This is a genomic window from Pseudoclavibacter sp. RFBI5, from assembly GCF_002931395.1.
Taxonomy (GTDB): domain Bacteria; phylum Actinomycetota; class Actinomycetes; order Actinomycetales; family Microbacteriaceae; genus Pseudoclavibacter.
The window spans coordinates 1-16,451 of record NZ_PSYA01000001.1 but is presented as its reverse complement, the minus strand read 5'-3'; the positions used below and the strand labels follow the sequence as shown (position 1 = coordinate 16,451).

Below are 16,451 nucleotides of genomic sequence, written 5' to 3'. Positions count from 1 at the left end.
ATCACAATACCGGGAAACCGATGCGTGGTCTAGTCCACCAGGGGCAGCGGGGTGGGCTGCCGATCCGGCAGCCCACCCCGCTGATCCGAGCGCGAACTCAGTCCTGGCGCAGCCTCAGCTCGACGTCGCCACCCCCGAGCACGATGACCGGAGTCACGGCAGGATGCCCAGCCGCGCGGATGGCGTCGAGGTCGAACCGCAGGAGCGGCGTGCCCTCCACGACCTCATCGCCGACAGCGACAAGCGTCTCGAATCCCTCACCCTTCATCTCCACGGTGTCCACACCGACGTGGACCAGCACCTCGGTGCCATCACGGAGCTTCAACGCGACCGCGTGACTCGTCGGGAAGATGTGCGCGACGGTGCCGTCTGCCGGCGCCCACACGGTGTCGCCCGTGGGCTCGACCGCGACCCCAGAACCCATGATCCCCTGGGAGAACGTCGCATCCGGAACCTCGGAGAGCGGAACGACGCGACCGGCAACCGGCTGGCGCACGGTGAGCACGGTCTTCGTGGCGACGCCACCCTGCGAAGGCGCGGCCACCGTGGCATCCGCCACCGCGACGGGCGCGGAAGGCGCCTCGACTCGGCCTGCGATGAGGTCCTCCATCGCATCCTTCACGAACTGCACCTCGAGGCCGTAGATGACCTGCACCGACTTTCCGCCCGGCTTCATGATGCCGGCAGCACCAGCACGGCGGATGGCCGCATCATCCACCTTCGACACGTCGGCGATCTCCATGCGGAGCCGCGTGGCGCAGTTGTCGAGCTCGAGCACGTTGTCCTTGCCACCGAGCCCCTTGAGGATCGCGGATGCCTGGTTGAGGAACTTCGACGACCCTGTCGATGTCTCATCCACTTCGACTTCCTCGTCTTCGCGACCCGGCGTCTTCAGGTCGAAGCGCTTGATGATGAAGTAGAACGAGACGAAGTAGATGACGAACCAGATGGCGCCGGCCAGGAAGATCGCCCACGGATTCTGCGCCAGGGGGTTGACCCAGCCGAGCATGAGGTCGATGAACCCGCCAGAGAAGCCGAAGCCCATGCGCACCGGCAGCAGCGCCATGATGAACATCGAGATGCCGGTGAAGATCGCGTGGACCACGTACAGCGCCGGTGCGAGGAACATGAACGCGAACTCGAGCGGCTCGGTGACGCCGACGAAGAACGACGCGAAGGCACCGGACAGCAGGATGCCCGCGGTGACCTTGCGGCGGTTGGTCTTGGCCGTGAGGTACATCGCGAGCGCCGCACCGGGCAGACCGAACATCATGATCGGGAAGTAGCCGGTCATGTACTGGCCGGTGACGCCTGCCGTGCCCGTGCCGTTCAGGAAGTTGCCGAGGTCGTTGATGCCGGCGACGTCGAACCAGAACACCGCGTTGAGCGCGTGGTGGAGGCCGAGCGGGATGAGCAGGCGGTTGAAGAAGCCGTAGAGGCCGGCGCCGACCGGGCCGAGCCCGACCATCCATTCACCGAACGAGACGAGGCCGCCGAACAGCACCGGCCACACGAAGTAGAGCACGAGTGCGACGACGAGGGATGCACCTGTCGTGACGATCGCGACGGAGCGCTTGCCCGAGAAGAACGACAGGGCGGCCGGCAGCTGGACGTCCTTGAACTTGTCGTAGCAGTACGCGCCGATGAGACCGCAGATGATGCCGACGAAGGCGTTCTCGATGCGCCCGAAGCCGATGTTGACATCCTCAACCGGGATGCCCTGCAGCGTCGCGACCGTCTCAGGGCTGAGGAGCCGCGTGACGACGAGCCACGATACGAGCCCCGCGAGCGCGGCGGTACCGTCTGGCTTCGATGCCATTCCGATTGCCACGCCGAGCGCGAAGAGCAGGGGCAGGTTGTCGAGCAGCGCGCCACCTGCAGCGGTGAAGAAGGCCTGAACGAAGTTCTCGCCTGCCGTGTTGAGGATCCAGTACCCGATACCGGACAGGATCGCCGCTACCGGCAGGACAGCCACCGGCAGCATGAGCGACTTGCCGAGTTTCTGGAGATATTTCATGGCGTGACTCCATGGTCAAAGGAAAAGTTAGGGGGACTCTACTTGGAAAATCCGCCCTGGTATAGACCAGAGTTCGCCGGTGGTTCGGTTTGCGTCAGGAGAAGGGCAGCGTGAGGCGCTCCTGGAGCGGGAACGTGAGCTCGAAACGATCCGCGGGGAACGTCGCACGCGAGTACGACATGGGCAGGCCGCGGGCGATCGCGGCGCGAGTGAGACGCAGGACCGGGTAGCTCGCGGCGATGCCGAGCACCTCGATCTCCTCGGGGCTCGGCAGCGTGGCCGTGACGACCTCGACCCCCTCCGTCGGCAGCAGATCGAGCGTCTCGAGCATCTCGTAGAGGCTCCCCTTGGCCGTCTCCTCGTCGAGCTGCGGCACCAGGGCTGCGGGCAGCCACTCATCCTCGAGCGCGAGCGGACGGTCATCGCCGAGGCGCAGCCTGCGCAGGTGGATGGTCTCAGCTTCCGGCGGGAGCTGCAGGTGCTCTTCCACCTCGTCCGGGCGCTCCGTGCTGCGCACGAACGAGAGCACCCGCGTCTCGGCGCGCATCCCGTGCTCGCGGACGGCGCTCGCGAACGACCGCAGCCGAACCTGCAGGGAGACGGGCGGGGCGAGCTTCTCGGTGCCGATACCGCGTTTCGTGCGGACGAGCCCCTCACGCTCGAGGACATCGATCGCCGCCCGGACGGTCATGCGAGCCACCCCCAGCTGCGCTGAGAGCGTGCGTTCCGACGGCAGCAACTCGCCCGGGGAGAGCGATGCGGCGAGGGCGCGAACGCCCTCGAGAGCTGTTGAACCACTGACGCGTGCCATCCCGCCAGTATCCCATCGCGTCCGGGCCCGGGTACGACGACCGCAGCGCCACGGCTCGGCACGCCCTTGGCTCGGCTCGCGATCTCACCGCCCCGAAGAGGTCACTTTCCGCCCATCCCCAGCCCTCGGAAGGGCGGAAAGTGGCCTTTTCTCGGGATGGCGGGATGAAGCGGCGGGGCTCGGCGGGTCGGCGGATGGATGGGAACCAGCGCCGGATCGACCGACCCTAGGCACCACCGCCGACGAGGCCGGCGCGGTGCGCGAGGATCACGGCCTGGATGCGATCGCGGAGTTCGAGCTTCGCGAGGATGCGTCCGACGTGCGACTTCACGGTCGACTCGCTGAGGAACAGCTCGACCGCGATCTCGGGGTTGCTCAGGCCCTGGCCGATCGCGATGAGCACCTCGAGCTCTCGCGGCGAGAGCACACTCAGCTCGGGTGCCCCGCCGGGAGGAAGCGTGCGAGCTGCATCGGGGTCTGCGAGCTCCCCGACGTCCCGCGCCAGCGCCGGGGGCAGCACGAAGTCGCCCGCGTGGACGTCACGGATGGCCTGCATGAGCTCGGCCGGGCGCACATCCTTCAGCAGGAAGGCGCTCGCGCCGGCGTGCAGCGCCTGCGTGACCGAGGAGTCGCTGTCGAACGTGGTCAGGACGATCACGCGGACCGGGCTGTCACGGACGATCATTCGGGTCGCGGCGATGCCGTCGAGGTCGGGCATCCGCACATCCATCAGCACGACATCCGGCCGCGTTCGGGCGGCGAGCGCCACACCCGCGCGGCCACCGGATGCCTCGCCGACGACGGTGAAGTCGCCGTCCGCTTCCAGGACGAGGCGGAAGCCGGTGCGGACCAGGTCCTGGTCATCGACGAGAGCGACGCGGATCTTCACGACGGGAGCCCCTTCCCCGCAGAGGCAGCGACGGACGGAATCACGGCCCGAACGCGCCAGCCGGGATGATGCGCTCGGGGGCCCGCCTCGAGCATGCCTGCCACGATGTCCAGCCGCTGCCGCATCCCGATGAGGCCGGAGCCCGAGCCGCGGCTCGCTGCGCCGAGCGGCGCTCCGCTCGGCGGCCCGTCGTCGACGACCTCGAGACACGAACCGGACGGCGAGTGGGTCAGCGTCACATCGACACGAGCGTCGCGACCAGCATGGCGGAGCGTGTTCGTGAGCGCTTCCTGCGTGACCCGGTAGGCGACGAGCTGGCGCGTGGCGTCGAGATCAGGAGTGCCCTCCTCCGTGAAGCGCACGTCGAGCCCGGCGTCGCGGGAGCGGTCGATGAACTCCGGCAGCGCGTCCAGCGACGGCTGCGGTGCAGGATCGGCCGGAGTCTCGGCATCGTTGAGCAGCGAGAACACGGTACGCGCCTCGCGCATCGAGCGTCGCCCCGTGTCGGAGATGGCGGCCAGCAGCCCTCGAGCCTGGTCAGGGTCGCGGTCCAGGACCGCCGAGGCGCCGTCGGCGCTGCTCACGATCACCTGGAGGCCGTGCGAGAAGATGTCGTGCACCTCGCGGGCGATGCGGGCTCGCTCCGCGTTCGTCGCAAGCTGGGCGGAGCGGTCCCGTTCGATCGTGAGCTCCTCGGCGAGCTGGATGAGGGAGGCGATGAACCTGCGGCGCATCCCGACCGCGAGACCGATGAGGAGGGCCGCGACCCCGACGCCGAGGATGAGGAGGAGGTCGACCTGCCAGCGTCCGACGAGCGGCGGATCGTCGACGACGAGCCGGAGGGTGGACGCGCTGATCGCGGCGACGAGGCTGAGGCCGACCCACGAGAAGATCCCCACGCGGGGCATGCCGCCCGCCGCGATCGAGTAGGTCACGACGGCGAGCACGAAGAGGTCGGCGGGGAGCTGCAGCGGCACCGCCAGCGCGAAGGTGAGGGCCGCGGCGGAGATCGCGACGGCGGGCGCGGCGCGGCGCAGGGAGATGGCGATGCACCCCACCGCGAGCATGACGAGCTCGGGAGCGAGAGCACCCACGGGGATGCCGACGTACAGGGCCTGCCACCCGAGGATCGACCCGTTGAAGAGCACGTACACGGCCAGGAGCGCGGCGTCTCCGAGCGTGAATCGCGACGCCCTGGTCGGCTGCCCCTCGCTGGGCCGGGTCACGAAAGCACGCTCACGGGCAACACCGTAGCGCGGGCTCGTTCGGCGGGAATGAGAGCCTGTCGCACGAGGACGCCAGCCAGCCAGACGACCCCGACGGTCATGGCGACGAACTCGAGGGTCGCGCCGAGATCCGTCCGGAACCGCAGGAGCGAGAGGGATGCGCCCGCGGCCGCGACGAGGCCGGTCGCGCCGGCAGCTCCCCAGGCGACGAGCCGCGTCAGGCGCGGGAGCGAGCTCGTCGCGAGCTGCACCATGACGACGGCAGCCCCGGTGAAGCCCGTCGCGGCGAAGACGATGTGAACGAGGTCCTGCAGCGTCGAGCCCGGCGTGAACGGGATGGGGCAGCCGTACGTGCAGGTCACCTGGGATGCCCCCACGAACGCCAGCGCCGTGGCGACGAGGGTGCCGGATGCGCTCCAGCTCAACCAGCGCAGCCGTGATCGGATGCCGTGGAGCGACGGGGCCCCGAGGAGCGCGCCGACGCCGATTCCGAGCAGAGCGGTGTTGAAGACGTCGGTCGTTGGCATGCCCGTGGCACCTAATCCGCTGACATACACCTGCTCCGTCACCTGCGATCTTGTGAACCAGATCGTCGCGACGCTCACGAGGAGGATCGCGGCCGCCAGCCACATCGCGGTCGGCGTCGTGGGGGTCCGCTCTGCTTCGGTGAGTCTGTGCGCAAGCATCCCCTCACGCTAGGAATTCGCGGGCGGGAATTGAGCGAAGGCTCGATTTCTCATACCTGGGTACGAGCCGCGGGCCCGCCGGCTGAAGGCCGCAGGCGGAGGCGGACAGGCAGGTGGACGCGACCCGGCGGTCACGCGGGCCGGGCTCGCCTCGCGGTCCCACCGCCCCAAAAAGGTCACTTTCCGCCCATCCGCAGCCCTCCGGAGGGCCCAAAGCGACCTTCTCGCGGAGGCCGAGGCGCGTCCGGAGGCGGATGGGGATCCGGGTGCGGAGCCGGGCGCGGACGCAGAGGCGGAGACGGAGACGGGTGCGGAGGCGGACTCGGACTCGGGCACGCAGGCGAACGCGGCCCGGCGGTCACGCGGGCCGGGGCTCACCTCGCGGTCCCACTGCCCCGAAAAAGGTCACTTTCCGCCCATCCGCAGCCCTCCGGAGGGCCCAAAGTGACCTTCTCGCGGAGGCCGAGGTGCGTCCGGAGACGGATGGGGATCCGGGTGCGGACGCGGAGACGGGTGCGGAGACGGACGCGGACAGGCAGGCGGACGCGACCGGCGGTCCCACCGCCCCGAAAAGGTCACTTTCCGCCCATCCTCAGCCCTCCGAAGGGTCGAAAGTGACCTTTTCGCGGGGCGCGGGGCGGGCGGCGCGGGGCGGCGCGGGGCGCGGCGTCAGCCGAGGCTGACCTGCGACTTGTCGAAGGCGACGTAGCCGGCGAAGTCGTGGCCGACGCGTTCGGTCGAGCCGTCGAACGGCTCCGGGTAGCTCCAGGCCGCGTCACGGTACGTGGCGCCGTCGACGACGACGTCCCAGTACTGCGCGTGTCCCTTCCACGGGCACGTGTACTGCGTGTCGCTCTTCGTGAACGACTCGGAGTGCAACGACGACGGCGGGAAGTAGTGGTTGCCTTCGATGCCGACGAGCTCCGACTCGGGCGCTTCGGCGATGACGGTTCCGTTGACAGTTGCCTTCATGGTGGTCTTCCTTCGACGAATAGCGAGTGGGTAGACGGGAAGCGTCGCCCCGTCAGCTGGGAGAAGGGTGATGTGCGTGGATGCGCGTCGCTCGTACCTGGGAGAACGTCGGCAGCGACGCCGATCGCCTGCCCTACTCTCAGCGGCGGGGATCCGTGCCGGGCCCCAGCTCCCCCGCCATTGGAAGGTCCCCCGTTGTCGAACTCCGCACCCTCCCGCCCGTATCCGCTCGGCTTCAGCACCGTCGACGGCAGATCGAACTTCGCGGTGTACTCCGAGACTGCAGATTCTGTGGATGTGTGCACCTTCGACGAGTCAGGGGCTGAGACCCGGACGCGCCTCGAGCACCGCACGGGCCACGTCTTCCACGGCTTCGTCGACGAGTTGCAGGTCGGCTCCCGCTACGGGCTGCGCGTCGATGGTCCATGGGACCCGGAGCGTGGCCTCCGCCACAACGTGAACAAGCTGCTGCTCGACCCGCACGCCACGGCGGTCGAGGGCCAGTACGCGTGGTCGCAGTCGGTGTTCGGCCACGACATGAACGAGCCGGAGCGGCGCGACGACACCGACTCGGCAGGCTCGGTCCCCCTGAGCGTCGTCGCCGATCCCAGCTTCGACTGGGGCGACGACGTTTCGCCGCGTGTCCCCCTCGACAAGACGGTCGTCTACGAGGTGCACGTCAAGGGCTTCACGCAGCTGCACCCGGAGGTGCCTGAGGAGATCCGCGGAACGTACGCGGGCCTCGCGCACCCGGCGGCCATCAAGCACCTCGTCGACCTCGGCGTGACCTCGGTCGAGCTGCTGCCCGTGCAGCAGTTCGTGCAGGACAGCCACCTCGAGGAGAAGGGGCTGCGCAACTACTGGGGCTACAACTCGATCGGCTTCTTCGCCCCGCACGGCGACTACGCGGCCGCTGGCGACGGCGGCGGCCAGGTCGCCGAGTTCAAGGAGCTCGTGAAGGCCCTCCACGCCGCTGGCCTCGAGGTGATCCTCGACGTGGTCTACAACCACACGGCTGAGGGCAACCACCTGGGGCCGACGCTGTCGTTCAAGGGCATCGACAACGCCGCCTACTACCGCCTGGTGGAGGGCGATGAGAGCCACTACTTCGACACCACCGGAACGGGCAACAGCGTGAACGTGGGCCACCCTGCGGCGCTCGGGCTCATCATGGACTCGCTGCGGTACTGGGTGAGCGAGATGCACGTTGATGGGTTCCGCTTCGACCTGGCCACGACCCTCACACGTCAGGGCGGCGACGCGGAGCTGCACAGCGCCTTCCTCACGCTCATCCAGCAGGATCCGGTGCTCGCGCCGGTCAAGATGATCGCCGAGCCGTGGGACACGGCCGGGTACCAGGTGGGCGGGTTCCCCGCGGACTGGTCGGAGTGGAACGGCAAGTTCCGCGACGACGCCCGCGACTACTGGAACGGCAGCGACGCGACCCTCGGCACGACGGCGCAGCGCATCCTCGGCTCACCTGACGTGTACGAGGCGAGCCGCCGCTCGCCGCTGTCGAGCGTGAACTTCATCACCGCGCACGACGGGTTCACGCTCGCCGACCTCACCGCCTACAACGACAAGCACAACGCGGCGAACGGCGAGGACAACCAGGATGGCGAGAGCGACAACCGCTCGGCGAACGGCGGTGCGGAGGGCCCCACCGAGGACGAGGCGGTGAACGAGCGCCGCGCGCGCAAGCGCCGCAACCTGCTCGCGACGCTGCTCCTCTCGGCCGGTGTGCCCATGATCCTCGGCGGCGACGAGCTCGGCCGCACGCAGGGCGGCAACAACAACGCCTACTGCCAGGACAACGAGATCTCCTGGTTCGATTGGGAGGCGGTCGACGCCGAGCTGCTCGAGTTCACGCGGACGCTGCTCTCGCTGCGCGCCGAGCATCCCGCACTGCGGCCGGTCTGGTTCCGCCAGGCACCGGATACGGGTGCCGATGACACCGTGGACGTACTGCGCTCCGACGCGCGTGGCTTCGACGACGCGGACTGGGAGAACCCGGATGCGCGTTCCATCGCGTTCGTGTTCTCGCACGTCGGCGCCGACTCGTTCGCCCTGCTGCTGAACGCGGCGGAGAACGCCGTCGAGTTCACGGTTCCCGAGGCACCTCACGGCACCTGGGAGCTGGCGCTCTCGAGCGACGACGAGCAGCGCGTCAGCGACCCGGTGACCACGCTCATGGTCAAGGAGGGCTCGTTCACGCTGCTGCGTTCGCCGGCCGAGCGCTGACGGTCGCTGCGTCTCCGGCGCTCCCTGCGTCCGTGCTGACCGGGGAGCGCCGAGCGCTCAGTCTTCGACCCAGGGGCGCGCGAGGACGGCGTCCATCTCTCCACGGACGACCTCGGTGAAGATGACGAGGGCCTCATCCCTGGGTACACCGGAGAGCACGAGTTCCGGATCGTGCGGTCGTGCCGCATGCGACAGCACCACGGTTCCGGATGCGAAGGCGGTGACGAACCAGCCGTACGGGTCGCCGGCGCCGACGTCCGGCTCCTCATCACTCGCATCGTCGAGCTCGGCAAGCAGCGCAGGCAGGTCCTCGACTCGGGCGGGATCCGACGAGCCATCGAGGTGCATCACGTCCATGGCGTGCACACTACGAGGCCTCCCTGGGCCCCTTCTCCGCGAACGCCCCGGCGAGATCGACGGCGGTCCAGCAAGCGACGACGAGCAGCACGTCAGCGACCCGGTGACCCGGTGACCCGGTGACCACGCTCATGGTCGAGGAGCGCTCGTCCACGCTGCTGTGTCCGCCCGCTCAGCACTGCGTTCCGTGTCGGGCGTGGCCCCGCTCCGAACCGAGTCTCGCCGGAGGGGCCCGCGCGTACCCCACGTGCCCCAACGCCAGAGCCATTCGAGCGGTCCCTGCGTGAAGGCACGCAGCCAGAGCGTGCTCGCGATCCACTGCAGCACGAGGATGCCGACGACGATGCTGAGCAGCAGCGTCCACGAGGTGCTGTTGGGCAGGTCGAAGAGCGCACCTGCGGCGAGCATCAGCGGGGCTGCAGCGACGTAGTTCGTGAGCGCCATCTTTCCGAGCGGCGTGAAGACGGCCTGCAGGACACGCGCGGCGCGGGTCGTCATGAGCAGTGAGAGCAGCGCGATGTATGCGCCGGCCATCGCGAATCCGGCGAGCCCGGAGGCGAGGTCGAAGCCGGACATCCGGATGTCCCCCGCCTGCCAGATCGCGAGCGGGATCGAGGCCGCGGTGAAGGCGAGGAGCGCGACGACGGAGCCGCCACGCGAGCGGCCGATCGACTGCACGATGCCGTACCGAGTGAGGGCGGCGCCGAGGAGGAAGACGCCCGGGATGAGGGTGATGCCGCCACCCGTCAGCGCGAGACTCGCGACGATGAGCACGGCGGCGCCGACGGCGCCGGCCCAGCGCGGCAGCCAGGTGCTCGGGAGCAGCACGAGCAGGCCGGCGATGGCGTACGGCCACAGCGCGGAGCCGCTCTGCAGGAACTCGAAGGGGATGCCGATGGCGAGGAGGATCAGGAGGCGCCTGAGCAGCACGAGCCTGGGTCGGCGCGAGCGTCGCGCGGCGGAATCGAAGAAGAGCGCGAAGCCGATTCCGAAGAGCAGCGAGAAGATCGGGAAGAAGCGCTGCTGCACGAACAGCTGCAGCCAGCCGCTCGGGTCGCCGAGGTCGGCGGGCTGGAGCACGCCGGTGTCGTAGCCGAAGTGCACGAGCGGGGCGATGTTGACGAAGAGGATGCCGCAGAGTGCGGCACCACGGATGACGTCGAGGGCGGCGATTCGGCCACGGGCAGATGCAGGTGCAGCGGGTGCGCCTTCTGAGGAGGAGGGGGAAGTCAAGACATGCCTTTCGCGGCGCGGCCCGGATCTCGGGAATGACGCGACGACCCATCATCGGGCGGGGGCGTGACGGCTCGCGTCCTCCGCCGGATGGACCCGCGTCAGCCTCTGGGGTGACCTGGACGGCCCGCCGGGTTGGAGAATGGCAGCAGACACTCGGCTACGGACAGGACGACCTGCATGAACTCGCGGACATCACGTGCACCGACTCGCTGGGCGAGCTCTGCGCTGCTTCGCCTCGGCGCCCTCGCTGCCCTGAATGCGGTGGTCGCTCTGGCCCTGGCACCCGTGACGACGGTGTTGGCCACGGTGAACCCGCCCGCCTACGCGGTCGTCGCGTCGATGACGATGATGCTGCCGATGCTCGCAGCGCTGCTCGTGCCCCGTTTCGGGAGCGCGATCATCGTCGCGTTCTGTACCGGCATCTTCCTCATGATCACCCCGCTCGGGGCCATCGCCATCGTCGCCCTCTCCCTGCCCGCGCTGGTGATGGAGCTCGTCCTGCTCCTCGGACGCCTCGTCCTTCGGAGGTCCCGCCCAGGTGCCGAGGCGACGACGACCGACGTGCCGTGGACGACGTGGCTGCTCGCGTGCGCTGCCGGCGGGACCGCGATCGCCGCGATGTCGCTCCTGGTCCTCGCCCCTGGCGCAGCGACGCCCGGGCTCGTGGCGCTGCTCTTCTGCATCCGCGTGCTCACGTACACGACTCTCGGCGCGCTGATGCGCCGCCTGCGCTCACAGCTGCGTTCGGCCGGCCTGGTCTGATCGCCCTCCGGGGCGCCGCTGGTCGTCGAGCAGATGGATGGTGAGCGCGGCGTTGATCGCCTCTTCGCGTGAACGCACCCCGAGCTTGCTGTACAGCGAACGCACCTGGGTGCGGACGGTGTTGATGCTGACGTCGAGGCGCGCGCTGACTTCTGCGTAGCTGGCGTTGTCCATCAGCTCCCGCAGCACGGCGATCTCCCTCGGCGTGAGCTTCGGCGGCGCGGCGTGCTGGGACTCTTCCGGCGCGGTGAGGCTGTCGGGCAGGCTCGGGAGGAGGATGCCGGTCTCCATCGCGAGCGACGTGAGCTCGGCGTGTCCGATCGAGCGATGGCCGAGGAGCGGGAGCGTCAGCCCGGCGTTCGTGAGGCTCGCCGCGGCGCTCCGGAGCAGGGTGACCGCGGAGTCGCGGTGTCCGGTCCGATGGTGGGCAGTTGCGAGGGTGAGCTCGTGGTCGATGCGGTCGCGCAGGGTCGTGTCGCGCACGGGCGGATAGCGCAGCAGCACGCCGAGGGCATCGGTGTCCGACTGGCGAGCGAGGTCGACCTTCGCGCGAAGGGTGGCTGCCGGCACACGCCCGAGCACGTCGACGCCGCGAGAGTACTGCGCGGCGAGGGCGACGCGATGGGTGGCGAGCGCGACGTGCGCCGTCGAACGGTCGAGGTGCGCGGTCACGTAGCTCGGGAGTCGGCGCTGGCGTTCCGCGAGCTTCCTGATCTCGAGGATACGGTCGAGCCCTTGGGCGGGGTCCAGTCCGATGTGCGCCCAGGTCTCGGCTTCGAGGAGGAGGTGGATGTTCTCGATGGTGCCGTAGTGGGGGTGGAGCCGCGCGAGCACCTCCAGGGCTGCTTCGTAGCGGCCCGCCTCCAGGTGCAGGTAGGCCTCAGCGAGGCGAGCGGGCGAGCCGCTGTAGTCATCGTGCCGATGCTCCTGGCCGGGGACGCTGTCCGATTCCACGATCGCCAGCTGCGCTTCGGCGAGCTCCCCCGCGATCGCGTGGGCGCCCGCGCGCAGGGAGAGCGGGAAGTACTGGGCGCGGAGCGGTGCGCGCAGGCGGCGCGCGGTCGCCGTGCCGGAGATGAGCGTCTGGAGCGCGTCCTGGGTCGCCCCGGTGAAGAGCTGCGTGGCGGCGAGCTGGGAGATCGCGTGCGGGATGACGCGGTGGGCGTGCTCGTACTCGGCTGCGGGGAACTCGGAGAGCATCCTCGAGAGGCGATCTGCGTGGTGCCTGGCTTGCTTGTACGACCCGAACACGGTTCTGGCGGCGACCATCTCGAGGAGCACGTACATGAGCTGCTCGGTGGCAGATGCGGTTCCCCGTCGAAGCCCGATCCCGGTCAGGCTGAGCGCGAAGACCTCCGCGGCTCGCCACTGGTGGTCCTTCATCGCGAGGTAGCAGAGGGCGAGTTCCACTCCGAGGAGCGGCCATCGCGCGATCGTCACGCGCGGAAGCCGTTCGAGCGCTGCGACCACCTGGGGACGGTCGTCACCCAGCTCGAACCAGTGGTCCATGACGATGCTCGAGGCAAGCGCGTAGTCGGATCCATCGACCGCGGCGGTCAGCGCCGCGTGCGGTTGGCCTCGATCCTTGGCCCAGGCGGCGAAGGATCGGCGCTGGCCGAAGAGGGCTTTCGCGTCCTTGGCCCGCAGCGACGCACGACCTGCCCGCGCGGTGGTCGGTGTGAAGCGGAACACCGCCTGGCTCTGGCCGTCCTCCAGCACGAGTCGCTCTCGTGCGCCGAGTCCACGGCGCTCGAACTCGTCCAGCACCTGGGCTCCGGGGCGGGCGGTGAGCTGACCCGCCAGGGTCTCGTCGAGGAGGTCCGCGCCGATGGCGAGCGCGGCGAGGTCGTCGTCACCGCGGAGGATCGTCGCAGCGACGTAGTCGCCGAGCCGCTGGGTCAGCCATCGCTCGAGCACGTCGACCGTGTTCGGGTGGCCCCCTCCGGAGAGCTCGAGCAGGCTGAGCTTCACGAGCGCTGGCACGCGCCCCGAAGCGCGTTCGACGACGGCGGTCAGAGCTGGGGCGCCCATTCCGGCGCTTCGCAGCTCGGCTTCGATCTCCTCGGTCGTGAACAGCAGCTCCTCGGCCGCGATGACCTGCACATCCAACGACATGCGCGTGCGAGCGTCCTCGAAGCTCGTCTCCCGTCGACTGGCGATCACGACCCGGACACCGGGCGCGCGCGTCAGCAGCGAGATCAGATCCGCCTCCACGCTCGGCTGCTCGTCGAGATACTCGAACCCGTTGACGACCAGCGTCAGGGGGTGCGCCACGAGGACGTCCTCGACAAGCGCCTCGGCCGGACGGGCGTCGCCAAGCGAGGAACGCTCGGACCCGTGCCCGGGGAGGGCCGCTGCGACGTCACGCCAGAAGCTCTCGCGGGTCGCGCCCCCTGGATCGATGACGACGCGGACGACGCGGCGACCGTCGCCCTCATCCCACCCGTCGAGCACCCTCGACTTCCCGAAGCCCCATGGGGCGCGGATCACGACAGCCCGCGACGTGCTGGCGGAACCGAGCAGTGCTCGGAGTCGGTCACTGCGCGGTTCCTGCTGGGGGGACGGGTTCACGGTGTTCGGACGCTTCCGGGGATGGACGCTCGTGTCGGCTGGGGTCGCGCCGGTGCTGGGGGCAGCGAGCGCGAGTGCTGCGTGAGCATGATCGCACAGCTGTGGAGCACACTGATCGCGCGCGACGGCGAAGCCGCCGCTCTCGAGGCGCCCTCGGAGGGCCTAGTCCCCGCCGAGCGCTAGCAGGGGTTCACGGCGAGGTTGCCGAGTCCGATGACCATGTTCTGCGAGTTGGTCGAGTCGCCTGGCTGGAAGTAGCGGAACTCGACGGCTGAGACGGGCGCTGCCCAGGTGAGCTGCACGTTGCCCTGGTTGGACGTCGGTGCGATGTTGCCGTACGGCGTATCCATCCGGAAGGGATCCCCCGCCGTGCCGGCGCCGATGACGCGCGCCTGGCGCGCGGCGCTGAACCCTGTCGTCAGGACCTCGACGTTGTCGCGGTAGCCATTTGTCGTGGCGTCGATGTCGAGGAGGGAGAAGCTGAGGCCGGTCACCGGGCGGTTGAAGGCGATGCGGACCGTCGCCGAGTTGTTCGGGATCGGGTTCGAGAACTCGATGCGGTAGTAGTTGCCGGTGACGCCGCCCTGGGGGCCCGCCGCAACCCGACCGCTGGCCGCCGACGGAGTGGACCCAGACGAGTACGTGATCGAGAAGGTCGCGGTGGTGCTGGGGGCGGTGCCGGGAACGGTCACCGTCGTGACGTTCGCGCCAGCCGCGAGTGCTGCCCAGTCGAGGGTTCCGGCCGTGCACTGCGATGCGGAGGCGAGGGGGGTGGCCGTGGCGGCCGCGATGATCGGCACGGACCACACTGCGCCGGTGACCAGCGAACGACGAGTCAAGCCGGACTTGGCTTCGGTTTCGAGCGCGCTCATAGGGGACTCCTTGTCGAGGCGGGGGCCTCGGAAAATTCGAGAAGAGCACCGGGCGGGGGCTGCGGTGCCACACGAGTCGCGATGCCGCTGGACTCGGTGAGACCTCACTGTAGGTACGGACGAAGCCCTGTCCGGATGCCCTTAACATCGGCCTTCGCATCCGCGAGATCTCCCCGATCCCCGGGGAAAAACGTGGGTAAAACGCGACCTCGTGCGCCGAACCTGTACGCAAGCTGAGAGCCGAAAACGTGTTTGTGACACATCAGGGGTCGTCTGCGTCTCACCTGTACAAGCCCACACGGTGCATCTGCACCGGGGGCGGAGACCAGAAAGACAGAAGGAAGAGCATCATGGCGAACACCACACCCAACACGACTTCCGCCCACGGCACGCCTCAGACGTCCAGCAGCGTCGTCCCGACGACCTCGAACGGACGCGGCACGACGACGATCGTCGACAGCGTCGTCGCTCGCGTCGCTGGCATCGCCGCCCGCGAAGCACGTGGCGTCTACGACCTCGGCGGCGGCGCGGCCCGCGCGATCGGCGCCATCCGCAACGCCATCAACGCCACCGACCAGAGCCAGGGCATCAGCGTCGAGGTCGGCGAGAAGCAGGTCGCCGTCGACGTGACCATCGTCGCCGAGTACCCCGTCTCCCTCCAGGACGTCGCCGACGGCGTCCGCGCCGACGTGATCCGCGCCGTCGAGACGATCGTCGGCCTCGAGGTCACCGAAGTCAACGTCACCGTCAACGACGTCCACCTCCCCTCCGAAGACAACAACACCAACAAGACGGAAGAAGCGCGAGTCCAGTGAACACCGCATCCCTCACCCGAACCGGCATCCTCATCGGCGCAGTCCTCGCGCTCACCTGGATCATCCTCGGCTTCTGGGCGTTCTTCTTCGTCGCGATCGCGATGATCATCGGCGGCGTCATCGGACGCATCCTCGAAGGAAAGCTCGACGCCAGCGCACTCGTCGACGTCATCCGAGGACGGAACACGTCCTCATGAGCATCGCCGCGACGGCTCCGGGCGGCGCGGCGCAGCGAGGCACGACACGGCTCACCGCGAAGGCGCTGAACAGGCTCGTGTCAGCTGTCGCCGGTGACGCGCTCGGGGTCGACGCTGGCAGCGTCAGCGTCGACCTCGACGACCACAACGGCAACCTCGCGCTCCGTGTGCGGACCCCCATCCGGGTTCCGTCGCTCGCCCGAATGCGTGAGCAGCCGAATGCGCTCGCGCGCAGCGGCGGTCCACTTCTGGAGCGAGTCGAGAACGCCAAGACAACCATCCGAGACCGCGTGCAGAGCCTCACGGGCTCCCACGTGGACCAGGTCACCGTGCGGGTGACCGGGCTCGACATCAAACCAGAGGAGCGAGTCAGATGAGCAGCCACACGTCGCTCTACTCCCGCGTCTCCCGACGCGAGACGCATTCGCCTCGGTCGGCGCTCGCGATCGTCCTCGCCGTGCTGCTCATCGTCGTCGCGGCCTGGGTCGGCACCGAGGTGGTGCTCGCGCTCCTCGCCCTCCCGGCGCTCCTCGTGGCACCGGCTGACATGTTCACCTCCACGCTCGGGGTGCTCGAGCAGCCCGCCCAGTACGTCGGCCCCGCCGGCGTCGTCGTGGCCATCATCGGGCTGATCCTGCTCATCGCAGGCCTCGCCCCCGGTCGCCGTTCCCGCCACGTCCTGCGCTCGTCGCGGACCGCGACCGTCGCGGACAACGCGGTCATCGCGTCCGCGCTCGCCCGGCACGCGGCCCTCGCCGGCAGCGTCAGCCCCGACAACGTCACCGTCTCGGTCTCGCAC

17 protein-coding genes are annotated in these 16,451 nt (G+C 69.2%); 6 read left to right on the top strand and 11 right to left on the bottom strand.

The genetic code is table 11. The annotated features are described in order from the left end of the window. Positions 1–97 precede the first annotated feature (97 nt). The 6 genes from nagE to C5E06_RS00055 all read right to left on the bottom strand — a co-directional run bounded on the left by nagE (position 98) and on the right by C5E06_RS00055 (position 6,601). Positions 98–2,017: an N-acetylglucosamine-specific PTS transporter subunit IIBC gene (nagE, locus tag C5E06_RS00080; RefSeq protein ID WP_104305584.1), complete on the bottom strand. Its 1,920-nt coding sequence runs from the start codon at positions 2,015–2,017 to the stop codon at positions 98–100. 94 nt (positions 2,018–2,111) lie between these two features. After that, positions 2,112–2,828, bottom strand: coding sequence for a GntR family transcriptional regulator (locus C5E06_RS00075; protein ID WP_104299998.1), 717 nt, complete (start codon positions 2,826–2,828; stop codon positions 2,112–2,114). Positions 2,829–3,054: 226 nt separating this feature from the next. After that, positions 3,055–3,717 carry a response regulator transcription factor gene (locus C5E06_RS00070; protein WP_104305583.1) on the bottom strand — a complete coding sequence of 221 codons (663 nt, stop codon included), beginning with the start codon at positions 3,715–3,717 and terminating at the stop codon, positions 3,055–3,057. Beyond that, the gene (locus C5E06_RS00065) at positions 3,714–4,943 is read right to left on the bottom strand and encodes a sensor histidine kinase (protein WP_104305582.1); all 1,230 of its coding nucleotides are present in this window, start codon (positions 4,941–4,943) and stop codon (positions 3,714–3,716) included. Before C5E06_RS00065 ends, C5E06_RS00070 begins: the two co-directional genes overlap by 4 nt. Beyond that, positions 4,940–5,629 carry a DUF998 domain-containing protein gene (locus tag C5E06_RS00060; protein WP_104305581.1) on the bottom strand — a complete coding sequence of 230 codons (690 nt, stop codon included), beginning with the start codon at positions 5,627–5,629 and terminating at the stop codon, positions 4,940–4,942. Before C5E06_RS00060 ends, C5E06_RS00065 begins: the two co-directional genes overlap by 4 nt. 669 nt (positions 5,630–6,298) lie before the next feature. Then, positions 6,299–6,601: a DUF427 domain-containing protein gene (locus C5E06_RS00055; RefSeq protein ID WP_104305580.1), complete on the bottom strand. Its 303-nt coding sequence runs from the start codon at positions 6,599–6,601 to the stop codon at positions 6,299–6,301. 195 nt (positions 6,602–6,796) lie between these two features. Between C5E06_RS00055 and glgX the strand changes: the two genes are divergently transcribed. Next, a complete protein-coding gene (gene glgX / locus C5E06_RS00050) occupies positions 6,797–8,842 on the top strand; it encodes a glycogen debranching protein GlgX (RefSeq protein ID WP_104305579.1) in 2,046 nt (681 codons plus the stop codon). Between the two features lie 57 nt (positions 8,843–8,899). Here glgX and C5E06_RS00045 read toward each other — a convergent pair whose 3' ends face one another. The 3 genes from C5E06_RS00045 to C5E06_RS00040 are packed head-to-tail and all read right to left on the bottom strand — an operon-like array spanning position 8,900 to position 10,432. Beyond that, a complete protein-coding gene (locus tag C5E06_RS00045) occupies positions 8,900–9,199 on the bottom strand; it encodes a hypothetical protein (RefSeq protein ID WP_146081256.1) in 300 nt (99 codons plus the stop codon). A gap of 10 nt (positions 9,200–9,209) precedes the next feature. Further along, entirely contained in the window at positions 9,210–9,332 is a 123-nt protein-coding gene (locus C5E06_RS19530) for a hypothetical protein (protein ID WP_258067444.1), read from the bottom strand. After that, complete coding sequence (locus C5E06_RS00040; protein WP_104305577.1) at positions 9,329–10,432, bottom strand: DUF418 domain-containing protein; 1,104 nt, start codon at positions 10,430–10,432, stop codon at positions 9,329–9,331. The genes C5E06_RS19530 and C5E06_RS00040 overlap by 4 nt, the downstream gene beginning before the upstream one ends. A 180-nt stretch (positions 10,433–10,612) precedes the next feature. On the opposite strand from C5E06_RS00040, the gene C5E06_RS00035 reads away from it, so the two are divergent. Then, positions 10,613–11,197 carry a hypothetical protein gene (locus tag C5E06_RS00035; RefSeq protein ID WP_104243609.1) on the top strand — a complete coding sequence of 195 codons (585 nt, stop codon included), beginning with the start codon at positions 10,613–10,615 and terminating at the stop codon, positions 11,195–11,197. Here C5E06_RS00035 and C5E06_RS00030 read toward each other — a convergent pair. Both C5E06_RS00030 and C5E06_RS00025 read right to left on the bottom strand, forming a co-directional pair. After that, on the bottom strand, positions 11,168–13,768 hold the full coding sequence (locus C5E06_RS00030) for a LuxR C-terminal-related transcriptional regulator (protein WP_104305576.1): 2,601 nt from the start codon (positions 13,766–13,768) through the stop codon (positions 11,168–11,170). The genes C5E06_RS00035 and C5E06_RS00030 overlap by 30 nt on opposite strands. Positions 13,769–13,947: 179 nt before the next feature. Further along, positions 13,948–14,640, bottom strand: a complete 693-nt coding sequence (locus C5E06_RS00025) for a hypothetical protein (RefSeq protein ID WP_104305575.1) — start codon at positions 14,638–14,640, stop codon at positions 13,948–13,950. Between the two features lie 350 nt (positions 14,641–14,990). Between C5E06_RS00025 and C5E06_RS00020 the strand changes: the two genes are divergently transcribed. The 4 genes from C5E06_RS00020 to C5E06_RS00005 all read left to right on the top strand — a co-directional run. Then, a complete protein-coding gene (locus C5E06_RS00020; protein WP_104305574.1) occupies positions 14,991–15,455 on the top strand; it encodes an Asp23/Gls24 family envelope stress response protein in 465 nt (154 codons plus the stop codon). Next, the gene (locus C5E06_RS00015) at positions 15,452–15,652 is read left to right on the top strand and encodes a DUF2273 domain-containing protein (RefSeq protein ID WP_104243617.1); all 201 of its coding nucleotides are present in this window, start codon (positions 15,452–15,454) and stop codon (positions 15,650–15,652) included. The genes C5E06_RS00020 and C5E06_RS00015 overlap by 4 nt, the downstream gene beginning before the upstream one ends. After that, on the top strand, positions 15,649–16,029 hold the full coding sequence (locus C5E06_RS00010; protein WP_104305573.1) for a hypothetical protein: 381 nt from the start codon (positions 15,649–15,651) through the stop codon (positions 16,027–16,029). Before C5E06_RS00015 ends, C5E06_RS00010 begins: the two co-directional genes overlap by 4 nt. Continuing rightward, on the top strand, positions 16,026–16,451 hold a 426-nt coding region (locus tag C5E06_RS00005), incomplete at its 3' end, for a hypothetical protein (RefSeq protein WP_104305572.1). The genes C5E06_RS00010 and C5E06_RS00005, both read left to right, overlap by 4 nt.